The 15,249-nt window shown below is 70.0% G+C and carries 16 protein-coding genes; 9 read left to right on the top strand and 7 right to left on the bottom strand.

Annotation, left to right across the window (positions count from 1 at the left end; genetic code table 11):
* The first annotated feature begins 97 nt into the window (after nucleotides 1–97).
* Nucleotides 98–3,157: a BTAD domain-containing putative transcriptional regulator gene (locus tag Q0Z83_RS17915; protein WP_317795088.1), complete on the top strand. Its 3,060-nt coding sequence runs from the start codon at nucleotides 98–100 to the stop codon at nucleotides 3,155–3,157.
* A 1-nt stretch (nucleotide 3,158) separates the two neighbouring features.
* Here Q0Z83_RS17915 and Q0Z83_RS17910 read toward each other — a convergent pair whose 3' ends face one another.
* Genes Q0Z83_RS17910 through Q0Z83_RS17900 form a run of 3 tightly spaced genes read right to left on the bottom strand, consistent with a single transcriptional unit; the run spans nucleotide 3,159 to nucleotide 5,642 of the window.
* Nucleotides 3,159–3,854 (bottom strand): siderophore-interacting protein, encoded by a 696-nt coding sequence (locus tag Q0Z83_RS17910; protein WP_317795087.1) that lies wholly within the window; start codon nucleotides 3,852–3,854, stop codon nucleotides 3,159–3,161.
* Between the two features lie 5 nt (nucleotides 3,855–3,859).
* A complete protein-coding gene (locus Q0Z83_RS17905; RefSeq protein ID WP_317795086.1) occupies nucleotides 3,860–5,026 on the bottom strand; it encodes a MalY/PatB family protein in 1,167 nt (388 codons plus the stop codon).
* 28 nt (nucleotides 5,027–5,054) lie between these two features.
* Nucleotides 5,055–5,642: a CGNR zinc finger domain-containing protein gene (locus Q0Z83_RS17900; RefSeq protein ID WP_317795085.1), complete on the bottom strand. Its 588-nt coding sequence runs from the start codon at nucleotides 5,640–5,642 to the stop codon at nucleotides 5,055–5,057.
* 54 nt (nucleotides 5,643–5,696) lie between these two features.
* On the opposite strand from Q0Z83_RS17900, the gene Q0Z83_RS17895 reads away from it, so the two are divergent.
* The 3 genes from Q0Z83_RS17895 (at nucleotide 5,697) to coaD (ending at nucleotide 8,257) form a co-directional block, all read left to right on the top strand.
* Nucleotides 5,697–6,446 (top strand): MBL fold metallo-hydrolase, encoded by a 750-nt coding sequence (locus tag Q0Z83_RS17895; protein WP_317795084.1) that lies wholly within the window; start codon nucleotides 5,697–5,699, stop codon nucleotides 6,444–6,446.
* Between the two features lie 130 nt (nucleotides 6,447–6,576).
* Entirely contained in the window at nucleotides 6,577–7,767 is a 1,191-nt protein-coding gene (locus Q0Z83_RS17890) for an endo-1,4-beta-xylanase (RefSeq protein WP_317795083.1), read from the top strand.
* Nucleotides 7,768–7,849: 82 nt separating this feature from the next.
* Nucleotides 7,850–8,257 carry a pantetheine-phosphate adenylyltransferase gene (gene coaD / locus Q0Z83_RS17885; RefSeq protein WP_317795082.1) on the top strand — a complete coding sequence of 136 codons (408 nt, stop codon included), beginning with the start codon at nucleotides 7,850–7,852 and terminating at the stop codon, nucleotides 8,255–8,257.
* On the opposite strand, the gene Q0Z83_RS17880 is transcribed toward coaD, so the two are convergent.
* The 3 genes from Q0Z83_RS17880 to Q0Z83_RS17870 are packed head-to-tail and all read right to left on the bottom strand — an operon-like array spanning nucleotide 8,254 to nucleotide 10,542.
* Entirely contained in the window at nucleotides 8,254–8,793 is a 540-nt protein-coding gene (locus Q0Z83_RS17880) for a nucleotidyltransferase family protein (RefSeq protein ID WP_317795081.1), read from the bottom strand. The genes coaD and Q0Z83_RS17880 overlap by 4 nt on opposite strands.
* Nucleotides 8,794–8,798: 5 nt before the next feature.
* Nucleotides 8,799–10,082, bottom strand: a complete 1,284-nt coding sequence (locus Q0Z83_RS17875) for an MFS transporter (protein ID WP_317795080.1) — start codon at nucleotides 10,080–10,082, stop codon at nucleotides 8,799–8,801.
* A gap of 40 nt (nucleotides 10,083–10,122) precedes the next feature.
* On the bottom strand, nucleotides 10,123–10,542 hold the full coding sequence (locus tag Q0Z83_RS17870) for a hypothetical protein (protein WP_317795079.1): 420 nt from the start codon (nucleotides 10,540–10,542) through the stop codon (nucleotides 10,123–10,125).
* 60 nt (nucleotides 10,543–10,602) lie between these two features.
* Between Q0Z83_RS17870 and Q0Z83_RS17865 the strand changes: the two genes are divergently transcribed.
* The 3 genes from Q0Z83_RS17865 to Q0Z83_RS17855 all read left to right on the top strand — a co-directional run bounded on the left by Q0Z83_RS17865 (nucleotide 10,603) and on the right by Q0Z83_RS17855 (nucleotide 12,831).
* Nucleotides 10,603–10,974, top strand: coding sequence for a VOC family protein (locus Q0Z83_RS17865; RefSeq protein ID WP_317795078.1), 372 nt, complete (start codon nucleotides 10,603–10,605; stop codon nucleotides 10,972–10,974).
* Between the two features lie 143 nt (nucleotides 10,975–11,117).
* Complete coding sequence (locus tag Q0Z83_RS17860; RefSeq protein WP_317795077.1) at nucleotides 11,118–12,455, top strand: hypothetical protein; 1,338 nt, start codon at nucleotides 11,118–11,120, stop codon at nucleotides 12,453–12,455.
* A 106-nt stretch (nucleotides 12,456–12,561) separates the two neighbouring features.
* A complete protein-coding gene (locus tag Q0Z83_RS17855; RefSeq protein ID WP_317795076.1) occupies nucleotides 12,562–12,831 on the top strand; it encodes a hypothetical protein in 270 nt (89 codons plus the stop codon).
* 103 nt (nucleotides 12,832–12,934) lie between these two features.
* Here the strand turns inward: Q0Z83_RS17855 and Q0Z83_RS17850 are convergent, their stop codons facing one another.
* Nucleotides 12,935–13,483 (bottom strand): SMI1/KNR4 family protein, encoded by a 549-nt coding sequence (locus Q0Z83_RS17850; protein ID WP_317795075.1) that lies wholly within the window; start codon nucleotides 13,481–13,483, stop codon nucleotides 12,935–12,937.
* Nucleotides 13,484–13,805: 322 nt separating this feature from the next.
* On the opposite strand from Q0Z83_RS17850, the gene Q0Z83_RS17845 reads away from it, so the two are divergent.
* Both Q0Z83_RS17845 and Q0Z83_RS17840 read left to right on the top strand, forming a co-directional pair.
* A complete protein-coding gene (locus Q0Z83_RS17845; protein ID WP_317795074.1) occupies nucleotides 13,806–14,072 on the top strand; it encodes a hypothetical protein in 267 nt (88 codons plus the stop codon).
* A 140-nt stretch (nucleotides 14,073–14,212) separates the two neighbouring features.
* The gene (locus Q0Z83_RS17840) at nucleotides 14,213–14,779 is read left to right on the top strand and encodes a hypothetical protein (protein ID WP_317795073.1); all 567 of its coding nucleotides are present in this window, start codon (nucleotides 14,213–14,215) and stop codon (nucleotides 14,777–14,779) included.
* Nucleotides 14,780–15,249 lie beyond the last annotated feature (470 nt).

Raw genomic sequence — 15,249 nt, 5'->3', positions numbered from 1 at the left:
ATTCGGTCAGCGAAGACTGAACGGGCCCGCTCCCACCGCGCTCCCACGCCGCTGTCACGGTTTGGGTTCTGACGCTGAAACGCGCGAGGATTCGGGAGTGGAACGGCTCGGCGTCACGTTGCTCGGCGCATTCCGGGTGTCGCGGGGTGACTCCGTCCTTCCGATCGCCGGCGCCCGCCTGCGAGCTCTGCTCGTGCGGCTGGCGCTCGCCGGCGGGCACCCGGTCGACCCCGCTGTGTTGGTCGACGCGATCTGGCCGCAGGACCCGCCGGCCGTTCCGACCGCCGCGCTGCACAATCTGGTGTCCCGGCTGCGTCGCGCCCTCACCCCCACCGGCCCGGTCGGTGACCTGATCGGCCCGGCGCCCGGCGGCTACCGGCTGGCCGTGGATCCCGCCGACGTCGACGTCCTGCGTTTCGAGGCGCTCACCGCCGCCGGCCGCGAGCGGCTGCGGGCCGGCGACCCTCAGGCGGCCCGGGCCGCGCTGGACGAGGCCGTCACCCGGTGGGGCGACCGGCCGGGCGCCGAGCCCGCGATCATCGCCGCGGTCGCGCCCGCGGTCGCGACCCGGCTGGCGGCGCTGTCGGTCGACGCGGTCACCGATCTGGCCGAGGCGGAACTGACACTGGGCCGACCCGATACGGCCGAGACCCACCTGACCCGGCTGCTCACCGAGCATCCGGGCCATGAGGGCGCGGCCGCGCTGCTGATGGACGCGCTGGCCGTGCAGGGCCGGCAACCCGAGGCGCTGGCCGTCTACGACCGGCTCCGGACCGCCCTGGCCGACCGTCTCGGCGTCGACCCGGGAACCGCGCTCCGGGAACGCCACGTACGCCTGCTCCGCACCCCGGATTCCGGCGCCACCGTCCACCGCACCCGCCCGCCCGGGCTGCCCGCCCCGACGACCGGCTTCATCGGCCGGGCCGACGATCTCACCCGGGTCGGAACCCGGCTCACCTCCGCACGCCTGGTGACGGTCATCGGCCCGGGCGGCGCCGGAAAGACCCGGCTCGCCCTCGAGGCCGCCCGCCGCCTCGAACCGGCCGACCGCGTCCGGTTCGTCGACCTGGCACCGGTCACCGAACCGGCGAAGGTCGCCGCCGCCGTGCTCGCCGGGCTCGGACTGCGGACCGGCCGGATGTTCGACGCCCGCAACCACGGCCCGGACGACGATCGGGACCGGCTCGCCGCCGAACTCGCCGACCGGGACACGGTTCTGCTGCTCGACAACTGCGAGCACCTGATCGACGCCGTCGCCCACTTGACCACCGTCCTGCTGACCCGCTGCCGCGGACTGCGGGTGCTGGCCACCAGCCGCGAACCGCTCGCCATCGACGGCGAGACGCTCGTGCCGCTGACCCCGCTCACGCTGCCCGACGCGATCCGGTTGTTCCTGGAACGGGCGATCGCCGTCCGTCCCGGCTTCCGGCTCGACCAGAGCACCGAGCCCGATGTCGTACGGGTGGTGACCGCTCTCGACGGTCTGCCGCTCGCCCTGGAACTGGCCGCCGCCCGGCTGCGCACCCTGTCACTGCCGGCCCTGGCCGACGGGCTCTCCGACCGGTTCCAGCTGCTCAGCACCGGCAGCCGTACCGCACCACACCGACATCGGACGTTACGTGCGGTCATCGCCTGGAGCTGGGACCTGCTCCACGACCACGAACGCACCGTCGCCGAACGGATCGCCGTCCTGCCCGGCGGTGTGACCGCCGCATCGGCGGCCGCCGTCTGCGTCGGCACCACCGTGCCCGCCACCGAGATCCGTGACCTGCTCGCCGCCCTCGTCGACCGGTCGCTGCTACAGCTGATCCCGGAGACCGGCCGGTACCGCATGCTGGAGACCATCCGCGAGTACGGCGCCGACCGCCTGCGGACGACCGGCGACCTCGACACGGTCCTCGACCTGGCCGCCGCCCACTTCACCGCCTTCGTCGCCGGCCACGAGCCACACCTGCGCGGCCCGGGCCAGCTGACGGCCATGACGGGCATCCGGGCCGAGTACGACAACACGCTCGCCGCCCTCCAACGCCTGAGCACGGTCGGCGACCCGACCGACCTGGCCCTGACCCTCAGCTGGTATTGGCAGATGTCCGGCCGTCACCCCGACGCCGTCCACTGGCTGGGCCGAGCCCCGATCGCGGCGACCTCCGCAAGCGACTGTGCCCGCGCGTTGTACCTGCTCAACCGGGCCGCCGCGCAGTCCGGCATCAGCGCCGGCGAAGCCGAACGGGACCGGGCGGAGATGCGTGAGCTGGCCGGGCGCCTGCTCGCCACCCCGAACCTGCCGGGCCACCATCGGGTGCTCGGCCCGATCCTGCTCTTCCTGCAGGACGAGCGGACCGCCGTCGACAGCTTCGAGCGGCTGGCCGCCACCGACGACACCTGGACCGCCGCCCTGGCCGACATGTTCCTGGCCGAGATCGCCGAGAACACCGGCGCCCTGGACCGGATGCATGCCCACGTGGAGGCCGCCCTGATCGGGTTCGAACAGTCCGGTGACCGATGGGCCCGGGCCGCGGTCCTGCCGATCCGGGCCCGGCTACGGCGCTACACCGACCTCGACGGGGCGGTCGCCGACCTGCACGAGGCCCGGACGTCGACCACCGGGTTCGGCCCGCCCGCCCTCGGCGACCGACTCCATCACGACCTGCTCTGGATCGACCTGCACCTGCGACGAGGCGACACCGAGCAGGCCGCGGCGACGATCGTCGCCGCCCGCGAACGGGCCCGGCGCGCCGCGGACCCGGAGATCGCGGCGCTGGTCGACGCACACGACGCGCTGGTCCAGATGCGACTCGGCAACCTGGACCGAGCGCGGAGACTGGTCGACGACGCCGCACCGGCCACCGAGCGCGGCCGGGCTCTGATCGGCGTCACCCGGGTCTCGCTCTGCCTGCTGCTGAGCGAGACGGCGGATGCCGAGAAGGCGCTACGCGGGGCCCGGGTGTCGGCGACCGGAGACCGGCCGATCCTCGCGGCGGTCACGGTAAGCGCCGCCGAACTCGCCGAGGCACACGGCCGACATCACGAATCAGCCGGACTACTCGCCGACGCCGACCGGCTGCGCGGCGGACCCGACCGTACCGACCCTCGGGTGGTCGGCCTCACCCGCCGACTACGCGCCGTTCTCACCGAGGACGAGACCGCCGTGGGATAGCTCAGTCGAGGCCGGTGCGGCCGGCCGCCCAATACGCCTTGCCGACGATCTTGGGCGGGGGAGCGGGCCAGTCGCGGATGTCGCGGCGCACGGCGTGGACCGTGGCCGCGTTGCCGGTGACGATCAGGCGGTACGGGACGGGCACGGTCGGCGCGAGGGCGCGCAACCGGTCCAGGAGCGTGTCGGTGGCGCACACCTCGGCGGGCAGCGACAGCGTCTGCAGGGCTTCGGCGAGCAGCGCGGGCGCGGCCGCCTCGAACAGGTGGGTCACCTCGGCACCGGTCGTGGTGAAGGCGCAGGCCAGGGCCACGCTGGACGCGTCGCCGACGAACAGGATCCGCTCACCGGCGGCCGGCGCGTCGATCGAGCGGCGCGGGCCCATGAACCTGATGCCGTCACCGACCGCGACCTCGCCACACCAGGTGCTCGCCGGGCCGTGGCCGTGCCGGTAGGCCAGCAACTCGGTCCGGCCCTCGGCGGCATCCCAGTTCAGCGGCGTGTACGTACGCATCGTCCACCCGTCGCCGGGCAGCCGCAGCTGCACCTTCGTCCCGGCGGTCCAGCGCGCCGTCCGCAGCGCCGGTGAGTGCAGCTTCAACCGTACGAAATCGGCACTGATGTGATCGACCGCGGTGACCGACGCTTCGGTCAGCAGTGCCGCCTCGGCCATGTCCTTGATTCGCGATGCGATCCCCACCGGGCTCAGGTTAGCGGTGCCATGGCCGAGGCCATCCGGCGGACCGCTTCGGTGATCAGTTCCGGGGAGGTGCCGATGTTGAGGCGGGCGTGGCCGGCGCCGCCGGTGCCGAAGACCGGGCCGGAAGCGAGTGCGACCCGTCCACGGTGGAGGAAGGCCGCGGCCGGGTCGGCACCGAGGCCGAGCGCGCGGCAGTCGAGCCAGGCCAGGTAGGTGGCCTCGCCCGGCCGGTAGCCGATCTCCGGCAGATGCTCGGCGAGCAGTCCGGTGAGCAGCCGCCGGTTGTCGTCGAGGCCGACCAGCAGCGCGTCGAGCCAGTCGCCGCCGTCGCGGAGGGCGGCGGTGTGCGCGATGACCCCGACGTGGCTCGGGCTCTCCTTCGCCCACCAGGGGATCCGCGCGAGATCGTCGGCGGCGTCCGGCCCGGCGACGGCGAGCGCGGCCTTCAGCCCGGCGAGGTTGAAGGCCTTCGACGCCGACAGTACGGCGAACGCGTTCCCGGTCCCGGCGACGCTGAGGTACGGGGTGAACCGCGCACCGGACAGCACGAGCGGCGCGTGGATCTCGTCGGACACCACACGCACCCCGTGCCGGGCGGCGAGGTCGGCGGCCGCGGCCAACTCGTCCGCGGTGTGCGCGACACCTGTCGGGTTGTGCGGGTTGCACAGCAGATAGGCCGGGCGCGCCCCACGCTTCGCGGCCGTCCGGAACGCGGTCTCCAGGGCGGCGGGGTCGATCCGGCCGTCGGCGCCGAGCGGTGCCTCCTCGACGGTGCGGCCGGTGTGCCGCACGAAGTCGTAGAACGGCATGTACACCGGGCTGTTGATCACGACGGTGTCGGTCCGGTCGCTGATCACGTCGAGGACTTCGAGGATGCCCTGCATGACGTCGGCGACCATGGTGGTGCGGTCCACGGCCAGGCCGTCCCAGGCCCACCGCTCGCGGGCGAAGTCGGCGAACGCCTCGGCGTACCCGGTGCCGGCCGGATATCCGGTGTCGCCGTCCCGGATGGCGGCGGTGACCGCGTCGACGATCGGTTCGGCGAGCGGCACGTCCATCTCGGCCACGAACATCGGCAGCACGTCATCCGGATAGACCCGCCACTTCTCGCTGGTCCGGGCCCGAAGTCGGTCGAGCGTGAGCCGGCGCAACGGGTTGGTCACCTGTGTCACGGTTTCGAGGATAGGGCTGCGGCCCGCGTCACCGGGTACGCCGGGCGTAGGCGCGGGCCGCGCGGGCACGGTCACCGCAGCGCACCGAGCACCAGTGCCGGCGGCCGGTGCGCAGCAGGTAGCGCATGCACGGCCGGGAGTCGCACGCGGTCAGTCGCGCGGCGTCCGGGCTGGTCAGCAGGTCGGCGATGTCGGCCGCCAGCACGCCGAGGGCGTGGTCGACGACCTGGTCGGTGGGGTGTGGGGTGGCCCGGTACAGGCCCTGCGAGCGATCCCAGCGCAACGGCGCGGCGGTCGGCACCCGGCTGATCGCCGTGTTGATCGCGGCGAGTGCCTCGGCCGGCGGCTCGACTGCCTGGAGGTGGGCCGCGAACAGTTCCCGGATCCGTGCCCGCAGGGTCCGCAGCCGGTCGGCGCACACCTCGTAGAGCACGCTGTCGGCCGGGGCGAGATCGCGCTCGATCAGCCAGCGGGTCGCGTCCTCGGGGGTGGCGAGCAGGTCGGCGATCTGGTCGCCGGGCATGGAGAGCCGGCTGTTGGCCAGGTCGAGGCCGGGGTGCCGGTCGGCGCCGGGTGCTGCTGGGATCACCCGCCTCACGGTACTTCTTGCGTTCATCCGTGACAAACGGCTAGCGTCACGGATGACAGCCCTTCTATCCGTGAGGTTTCCATGGTTGACGCGATCCCCGTCCAGACCTTCGGCGGCCCCACCGCCCTGTTCGAGTACGGCGGGCTCCGGGTGCTCACCGACCCCACCTTCGACCAGCCCCGCACCTACCCCTCACCCAGCGGCGTCACGCTCACCAAGCTGACCCCGCCCGCGGCCGCCCCGGACACCATCGGCCGCATCGACGTGGTCCTGCTCTCCCACGACCAGCACCCGGACAACCTGGACGACTCCGGCCGCGCCCTGCTCGCCGACGTCCCACTCACCGTCACCACGCCCGGCGGCGCCGACCGGCTCGGCGGCACCGCCCGCGGCCTGGCCCCGTGGGAGTCCCTGCAGGTCGGCGCGGTGACGATCACCGCGGTCCCGGCCCGGCACGGTCCCGAGGGCTGCGAGCCGATCACCGGCGAGGTCACCGGATTCGTGCTCACCGGCGACGGGCTGCCGTCGGTCTACGTCAGCGGCGACAACGCCGCCCTCGAACTGGTCGAGCAGATCGCCGCCCGGTTCGGCCCGATCGACACGGCGGTGCTGTTCGCCGGAGCGGTGCGGACCGGGCTGTTCGACGGCGCACTGCTCACCCTGGACAGCGCGCAGGCCGCCGACGCCGCCCGGATCCTCGGCGCGAGCCGGGTCGTCATGGTGCATTTCGACAGCTGGGCCCACTTCACCGAGGGCCGCGACGCGCTGGCGAAGGCGTTCACCGCGGCCGGGCTCGCCGACCGGGTGCAACTCGGCCACCAGCCGGGCTGACGGCACCGCAGCCGATCTCTGTCGCCGGTCCGCCCGCCTCCGTAACTTCCGGAATCGATTGGAAGTTGCGGTGGACTCCGGGGCGGTTCGGCTTCTACGCTACGGGCGGACCGGCGACAGGAGGCAGCCCGTGCAGGACCGGATCGGCGAAACCCTTCTCACCGTGCTCGACGCGGACGGACGACCCCTGGTCGACCAGGACGTCGTCGTCGAGCAACAGGAGCACGCCTTCTCGTTCGGCAACATCGGCTTCGACTTCGTCCCGGTGGCCAACGGGGAGGCCGAGCTCGACCGACTCGCCGACCTGTGGTTCGACGTCTTCAACACCGCCACCCTGCCGTTCTACTGGGCCGACTTCGAGCCGGAGCGCGACCGACCCCGCACCGAGCGGCTGCAACGGACCGCCCGCTGGTTCGCCGACCGGGGCGCCCGCGTCAAAGGGCACCCACTCGTCTGGCACACCCTGGCGCCCGACTGGCTACGCGAGCTGACCACCGACGAGGTGGAAGGGGTGGTGCGGGCCCGGATCAGGCGCGAGGTCACCGACTTCACACCCGTCGTCGACACCTGGGACGCCATCAACGAAGCCGTCATCATGCCGGTCTTCGACAACGAGAAACACCCCAACGCGATCACCCGGCTCGCCCTCGAACGCGGCCGGATCGCCACCGTCCGCCTCGCCTTCCAGGAGGCCCGGGCCGCCAACCCCACGGCCACCCTGCTACTCAACGACTTCGACATGTCCACGGCGTACGAATGCCTGATCGAAGGTGTCCTCGAAGCGGGCATCCGGATCGACGCGCTCGGCCTGCAGAGCCACATGCACCAGGGATATTGGGGCGAGGAACGCACCCTGGCCACTCTCGACCGGTTCGCCCGCTACGGACTGCCGCTCCACATGACCGAGACCACCCTGCTCTCCGGCGACCTGATGCCACCGGAGATCGACGACCTCAACGACTTCCAACCACCGTCCTGGCCGTCCACACCCGACGGCGAGCAACGGCAGGCCGACGAGATCGTCCGCCACTACCGGACGCTGGTCGGACACCCGGCCGTGCAGGCCATCACCTACTGGGGGATCACCGACGTCGGGGCCTGGCTCGGCGCCCCGGCCGGCCTGGTCCGACCGGACGGCACACCGAAACCGGCCTACGACGCCCTCCGCGACCTGATCAAGGGGGAGTGGTGGCTCCCGCCGACCACCATGCGCACCGACCAGACGGGCCACCTGCGGGTCCGCGGTTTCCCCGGCGACTACCGGCTGCACCACGACGGCCGCACGACGACCTTCACCATCCCCGCCCGCCCGACCGCCTGATCATCGCGATCGATCGCCGGCACGTGTGAGACATCGCATACAAGCTTGTCGATCGGGCGCCGGCGCCGGTTGGCTCAGCGGTATGCCACCTCATGCCGTCTACCCCGGCACGTTCGATCCGTTCACCGCCGGGCACCTCGACGTCGTCGACCGGGCACGCCGACTGTTCACCCGCGTCACCGTGCTGGTCGCGGTCAACGCCGACAAGAACCCGACCGCGACGCAGCACGACCGCGTCACGCACCTGCGCGCGATGCTGCCGCCGGACTGGGACAACGTCCATGCCGCGGCGTGGTCCGGCCTCACCGTCGACTACTGCCGCACCCACCACGGTGACGTCATCATCCGCGGCCTGCGAAACCAGGCCGACATGCGCCACGAGCTACCACTCGCGGCCATGAACGAGCACCTCGGCGTGACGACGCTGTTCCTCCCGGCCCGGCCGGAACTCGCCACGACATCCTCGACGATGGCACGCGCGCTCGCCTAGACCTCCAGCCGCAGGCCCGGCCACCGATCGAGCCAACCCTTCGCCCGCACCCGGCCGCGGACCTTCGCCCGGCCCGCCGGATTGTCGAAGGCCGGTGACGGACGCACCACCATCTCCAGCAGATCGTCCAGGCCGTGACCGGACGCCAGGTGAACGAACCCGCCCCGCAGCGTCACCGCCACGCACGTCGCCGTCTCCGGCCAGCGCGAGATCGCGTCCAAAGACGACGAATACGGCTCGTCACCGTTGCGCAGATGCATCCGCGCCTGATTGCGGATCTCCCACGGCACCCCGGGCAGGAGCAGCCCGGCCCGGGCCTCGGCACGTTCGTCCCCGGCCGGGTCCGGATCGGCCGGGTCGAAGTACACCAGGTCCACGTCACGTTCCGGCGCCGCCGGAACAGAACACAGAGCATCCCAGACCCGATTGCGTACGAAGCCCGCGCCGACCCACCAGTCCGCAAGCCCCAAGCGGGCGGCCGCCCGCAGGACACTCATCGCCCCCGGATCCCCCTCGATCAGCCCCACCACGTCCACGACGGCTACCCGGCCATGCTGGCGGCCCGGGCATCGGCCAGGTCGTCGGCGGGCACGTGCCGCACCAGGAAGCGCCGGGCCATCCGGGTCGACTGGTGGATCCCGAACGTGGCGACCACGATCACCCCGGCGATGATCAGCCAGCCGGTGGCGCCCCAGTTCATCGCCAGGAACGTGAACACCGCCGGCGCCCACACCTTGCCCAGCGTGGCACTCATCTCGGCCGCACCCTGGTAGGCGCCGCGCTGCCGCGGGTCCATCAGCTCCGCCTCGAACGTCCAGTTCGCCGCCGACAGGTACAACTCGGCGCCGGTCACCGTCACGTGACCCAACCAGACCAGCGCGATCGTCACCCAACCGACCGTGTCATGGGTGGCCAGCGTGATCAGGCAGGAGATCACGAAGAACGTCGACGACACCCGGACCGCCCGCAACGCCGTCGAGAGCCCGGTGACACCCCGGGCCGCCGCCATCGGCAGGAACACGCACATCACCGTGTTCGTGCCGAACAGGAACGCCAGCAACACCCGCGGCGCGTCGGTCTGCTCGACCAGCCACAGCGGGATCACCACGTTCAGCAGCACCTGGTTGGTCCAGAACACGCCGGTGAAGAAACTCGTCAGCAACCAGCCCGGATTGCGCAGCGGACCCGGCCCGGGAATCCTCACCTTCCGCTGCGCGGGCGTGCGGTTGTCGTGCGGCGCCCGCGGTAGCCAGCTGACCGCGGCCGCGTTGACCAGGAAGACCACAGCGGTGAACCAGGGCAGCGCATGCAGCACGTCGTTGGAGTGGAACGCCAGCGCGATGCCGCCGATCAGCGAACCGAGCGTGAAACCGAGGTTGAGTGCGGAGTACATGTAGGCGCGGGACTTAACCCTCTCCTCGGGCGGCAGGACGTCGATCGTGTACGCGCCGTGCGCCGCGTTGCCGAGCGCGCCGATCACCTCCATCCCGACGGCCATCAGCAGATAACCGCGGAAGTCGGTGATGAACGGCCACAGCGCGAACATCGCCGCCTGCCCGGCCGCGCTGACCGCCCACATCCGTTTCGGCCCGAACCGGTCCACCAGCTGGCCCATCGGCAGCGCCGCCAGGAACGCCGCGACCCCGGCGACGGTCAGACCCAGACCGACCTGGGCCGCGGACAGTCCGACGATCTGGGTGAAGAACACCGCCGAACCGGTCATGAAAGCGCCCTCACCCAGGGCGAACAGTAAAGACTGGACGGACAGACGCCCGGCCAGGGGTGACGGCGGGCGGACGTGGCGAAGGGCGGTGGCGAGACTCACGCGGCCAGTCTCCGGGCATCGACGTCCGGTGTCGCCCGAATTACGGTGTGAGGCCGGCCTCGACGCAGGCGTCCTTCAGCCCGGCGACGGCTTCCAGCAGCCTGTCGGAGGCGGTCGCCGCCTTGTCGCCGAGGCCCGCCTTCAGCCAGGCCGAGTACCCGGTATCCACCTTCGCGCCGGCCCGCTCGACGCCCTCCACGGCGGACGTCGCCGCGTACCCGATGATGGTCTTGATCTGCTGCTCGTCGATCTCGATGGCCTCACCGGGCCGAGGAGCCTGCGCCGCGAGCTCACAGGCCTTGGCCGCGTCGGCCGAGACCGGGCCGGACGCGGGTGAGGAGACGACGGCCGAGGCCGGGACGGAGACCGGCACCGGGGCCGTCGGCGCGGGCGATGCCGTGGTGCAGGCGGAAACGGACAGCAGGAACATCATGGCCGGAAGGGTCTTCGAGCGCCGCATCCGGACAGCGTAGTGAGATCCGTCGCTCGCCGGTGCGATGCCGGGCGTAGCGTGTCCACCATGACGATCCGGTGGACGCTGGGCTGCGACGCCGTCGACCCGCACCGGCTGGCGGCGTTCTGGGCGCGGGCCCTCGGCTATGTGGCCGAGCCCGGCTACGACGAACCGGACGGCGCCTCGATCGTCGACCCCGATGGCGGAGGGCCGGCGATCGGCTTCCTCCGGGTGCCGGAAGCCAAGATCGCCAAGAACCGGATGCACATCGACATCCGGTTGCCCGCCGAACCGGCCGACCGTGAGCGCCTGATCCGCGCGAAGGCGACCAGCCTCGTGTCCGAGGGCGCGACGATCGTCCGCGAGGAGTCCTACGGCGGGCAGTTCAGCCACATCGTGATGCTCGATCCCGAGGGCAACGAGTTCTGCGTCGCTTGAGCTCGCCGTTCAACCGGTGCGGTGCGGCCGGTCAGAAGGAGCAGGCAACCGAGTACGCCCTCGACGATCGGCCCGGTCCCGGTCGTGGGCCATCTCGCGGGGCGGCGATAGGGTGCCGGCACCAGCGGACGGAGTTCACGAGCATGTTGTGGGGCCAGGTCGTCGTCTTTCAGGGGCGCACCTTCGTGACGCGTGGTCGATTCACCACCGGCGTAGCCGTCGTAGGCGACGCCTCGGGTGCACGGCTCGGCGACGTGATTCTGCGGCTCTACGCGCTGGACTCCGACGCGTACAAGGACGACGGGGCCTCGTGGCGGACCTTCTGTGAGGACATCGTCGGTGTCCCGGTTCGGCGATTCTCGCCCGAGAAATCCGCACGGGTCTACCTCGACGACGGCACGTGGCACGCCGTCGTCGACCCGTTCGGCCCTGAGGCGACCACGCCGGCGGTGCCGGCCGCCGACGTCTCGCACCGGCTCGGCGCGATGGTGCGCCGCGTACTCGACGAGGCCGAACCACAATGGCCTGCGATCCGTCAGGTGATAGTCGCGACGTCGGCCATCGGCCGGCTGATCGTCATGCCTATCGTGAGAGGTTCCTTCGTCGGCCCGGTATGCATCGCCGAGCCGGATACCGCATCACTTCTCGCAGCCGTCCGTGCCGCTCTCCCCGAGTCGGACCGGGAGTGGGGAGAAAGCCCGGCGTACGCGGAGGCGCTGCCCGCCGCCGGTGTCGACCGGCGGCTGCTCAACGGATGTGCCACCGTGCACCTCGAGGAGCTGTCCACCGGCTCGGTCCGGCTCACCGGCGTGGGCAGTGCACTCAAGCAGACCGTCGTGGAGCGGACCTGGCTGGGTCCGGCCGACGATTACGACGCGGTGTGCGCCGCAGCCGTACGGATGATCGCGGATCTTCCGGTCGAGCACCTGCCTCCCGGCACTCCTGCCGGGGTTGGTTTCGGTATCAAGATGACGTGGCTGGCGGTACGGGGCAGCACCGTCGAGCAGGTCGCCGCCGCGATCGGTCTCACCGGAGGAAGGGAGACCGGCTGGGACGAGGGCGTGGAAGCCGCCCGCGGCGATCAGGTCTTCGTCTCGCCGCCGACCGGCGGATGGATCTTCGTGGTCAACGCTGTGTGCGGGTTCGACGGCTCGTCCGTGGCGTCCCTCAGCGCCCAGCTTCGCACCGAGGTGCAGTACTTCGGCAATCACCGGGTCTCGGACTACGCCGAGTGGGCGCTCGCCGTCGACGGGCGACTCGTCCGCCACGTCTACTGCAGCGAGACCAGCGAATCCTGTGAGGAGACGGGCACGCCCACTCCGGTGGAGATCGAGCTCGGCTTCTCCGCGACGGAACCGGGCGGCCAGTGGGCTGACCAGGACGACGTCATGCGGGTCGCGGCCGCCTGGAGCATCGACCCGAACGCCCTCAGCGTGATCGAATCGAGCCTTCGCCCCGGCCTCGTAGGCCATCTGGCCTGACGAGACCCGGGGTACCGACTGCCCGGTTCGACATCCTCATCTCTGCCGCTGATCGCGCTCCCGCGCGTGCGCGTCGACCCAGGTCGGCAGCCGGTAGGCTGCGTCGGTGCCGGATGATGACCTCACGATCAACCTCACCAGAGATCAGGCTCTCGTACTCTCCGACTGGCTCGACCGGATGATCGGCACCCCGGCTTTCGACAACCTCGTCAACGACGAGCGCGCGGTCTGGTCTCCGCTGCACACCATCGTCGGCACGCTGGACAGATCGCTCGTCGAGATCTTCATGCCGGACTATTCCGGCCGCCTCCATGCAGCCCGCGAGCGGTTGCTGGATGATCTCGGTGACATGGGCAGGCCACCCGTCGAGGAGTAGCAGGTGGTCAGTGACGAAGAACGTCCTCTACTGCCGCAGTCCGCAGGCAGGCCGCGGAACACGCCAGCCAATGTGGGTGACATCCCTGGCCCCGGCCGGTGGCTCAGTCATAGTCGTCATCGTTCTCCGGCCGCAGCGACTGGACGAAGCTGACGAAATCAGGCGCCAGTATGGTGATCCGGTAGCCGACCTCCTGATCCACATGGACCACGCGCGGTTCGCCCTCGGGGCCGCAGTCACGGTAGTCGAACGCGATCATGTCGTGGCCGGCCGAAGGACAGTCGGCGAAGTACACGCCGATCTCTGGATAGCCCCACTCCTCGACAAAGAGCCGACTGCCCATCGATCCGGCCAGAGATCCTTCCTTCTCCCGGCCGATCCCCATGATCGCGTTGAGTGCGACATGGTCCTCAGCCCAGGTCGTTCTGCTCGGCGCCGGGCAACACGTGTTTCGCGGTATTCCACCGTTACGCATCCGCATCAAAGCCACATACGACGAGGGCAACCGGAACCCGAGTTCTGCCTCGACCGACGAGACCAGTTCATCAGTGGGATGCCCGCCGCTATAGGTCTCGTCGGCACACGCGCTGTCCTCCCAGAAGGTGTCCAGGTCCAGACCCGGGAACATCTGTCTGAGCGCCTCGTCGGCCATGAGCCCGCCCTTCGTCAACCGAAACACATGTGCCGGGAATCCCGGACTCCAGCCGAAACACAACGGCGGCACCGACCCGCCACTCATGATCTCGTACTCGCGGCTCAAGTCAGACTGGCGTCCCGGCTATGCGGTCACATCGCGCGATGGCATGGAGGCCAAACAGCCGCGCGAAGTGCGGTCGGCCTGCAACACACTGTCATGCCGCCGATCGTGCGCAGCTCGCAGGCCAGCAGTCGGAACGCTCGGCGCGTCGTGCTCGTAGCCGACCGTGCCCTCACGACATAGACGGGCCGTACTGAACCTCTGACATCATGAACACATGCCGAAGCCCAAAAGGCCTGTCTGGAAGGCAACCGCTCGCGCACTGGTGCTCTACAACCCAGAGGGGCAGTGGCGTTTCGCCATTTACAACGACGCGGGGATCATCGACGGCGGAATCCCTGACACCTCGGCGAAGATCGCTCCAGATGAGGCTCAGGCATGGCTGCTGGCCAATGTTGAGGAGATCACCGAGCAGCGATACGTCGCCGAGTGGAAACAGAACCAGCCTCATTGGTGGTCGGCTGACCTGACCGTGGTCTCATAGGCAGCGCTTACCGGACGCACATGCTCTCATGCCGACGAGAGGGCATTGAGTAGATCGACAACCCCTGAGATGGCGTGATACTCGAAGCCCGCCCTGCATATTCAGATGCTGTCGGTGGGCCTGAATGTCACACTGCCGTGGTGGAGACCTTCCGGTGTGCTGAGTGCGGGAACGCGCTGAGCGTCCCGGTCCGGTTGGTGGAACTGCCACCGCAACCGCCCTCGTCGCTTCTCGACTGCCACCATGTCAATCCGCCACTTCTCGACCCCGGTACCTATGCGATCGACGAGACGGCGTATGGGTGCGATCAAGTAGTCGACACCGTCGTGCTATCGCCCGGCGATGTACGTGGTACTCGAATCGTCCACGACCTCGTTTTCATCGGTTGCTGGTCCCTCGCCGGCGGGAACCTGTCTGTGGCCTGCGAAAGTTGCGGCGTTCTGGTGGCTTCTCGGACGGACGACTGCCGGGTGGCTCAGGAGACGCGCTTCTACCCTTCCGTAGTCGTCCGGGAAGCCAACGTCGATGGCGTCGATGACACAGCCGACCCGTTCGCGCTGATCGCTGACTGGGACAACGCTCCGTCCGACACCAGACGGCACGCCTGGCTACCGAAACCGACGCGTCCGCGACCTGAACTCACCGCGACCCGCTGGGGCGGCCGAGGCGTGAGGGAAGATCTCTATCGAGACGATCCGCCGGCTTGACAGGAGCCCTGTCGTGCCGATGAGAGGGCGCTCCTCGGCGCTAGTCTCCCGCAAACCAAAGGTACAGGTGAGAGCCATTCTCGACTTCCCTGCACAGCCTTTCGGCTTCCGCCGCGGCGCCCTCTCCGATGATGCCGATAATGTGCTGGTCGGAGAGTTCCCGTCGCAGTCTCTCAGCTTGCCGCGAATTGAATATGGCGTCGGCGTACGGCAGAAGGCTACTCAAACACGGAAACCTTTCTGGATCTAACTCAGCCAACGCTTGAGACCATTTTATCCCCTGCGACCCGCGAGTCACTACTTCGCGATTCTCCCTACGCACTTGCATATCAATCATAAAGATCTCCTATGGTGGCCTCGTTAGTCTTGGCGTGCCTTGGCGGTCACCGTCAAACGGTCCGTCGGTCACGGCGGCAAGATCGCGGTTGCTGACGTTAGGAAGGTTGTCGCCGGTCGCCGCCGATCCAGGA

It is taken from the genome of Actinoplanes sichuanensis, from assembly GCF_033097365.1.
Lineage (GTDB): Bacteria > Actinomycetota > Actinomycetes > Mycobacteriales > Micromonosporaceae > Actinoplanes > Actinoplanes sichuanensis.
The sequence above is the reverse complement of the archived record's forward strand: the minus strand, read 5'-3'. Positions and strand labels throughout refer to the sequence as shown.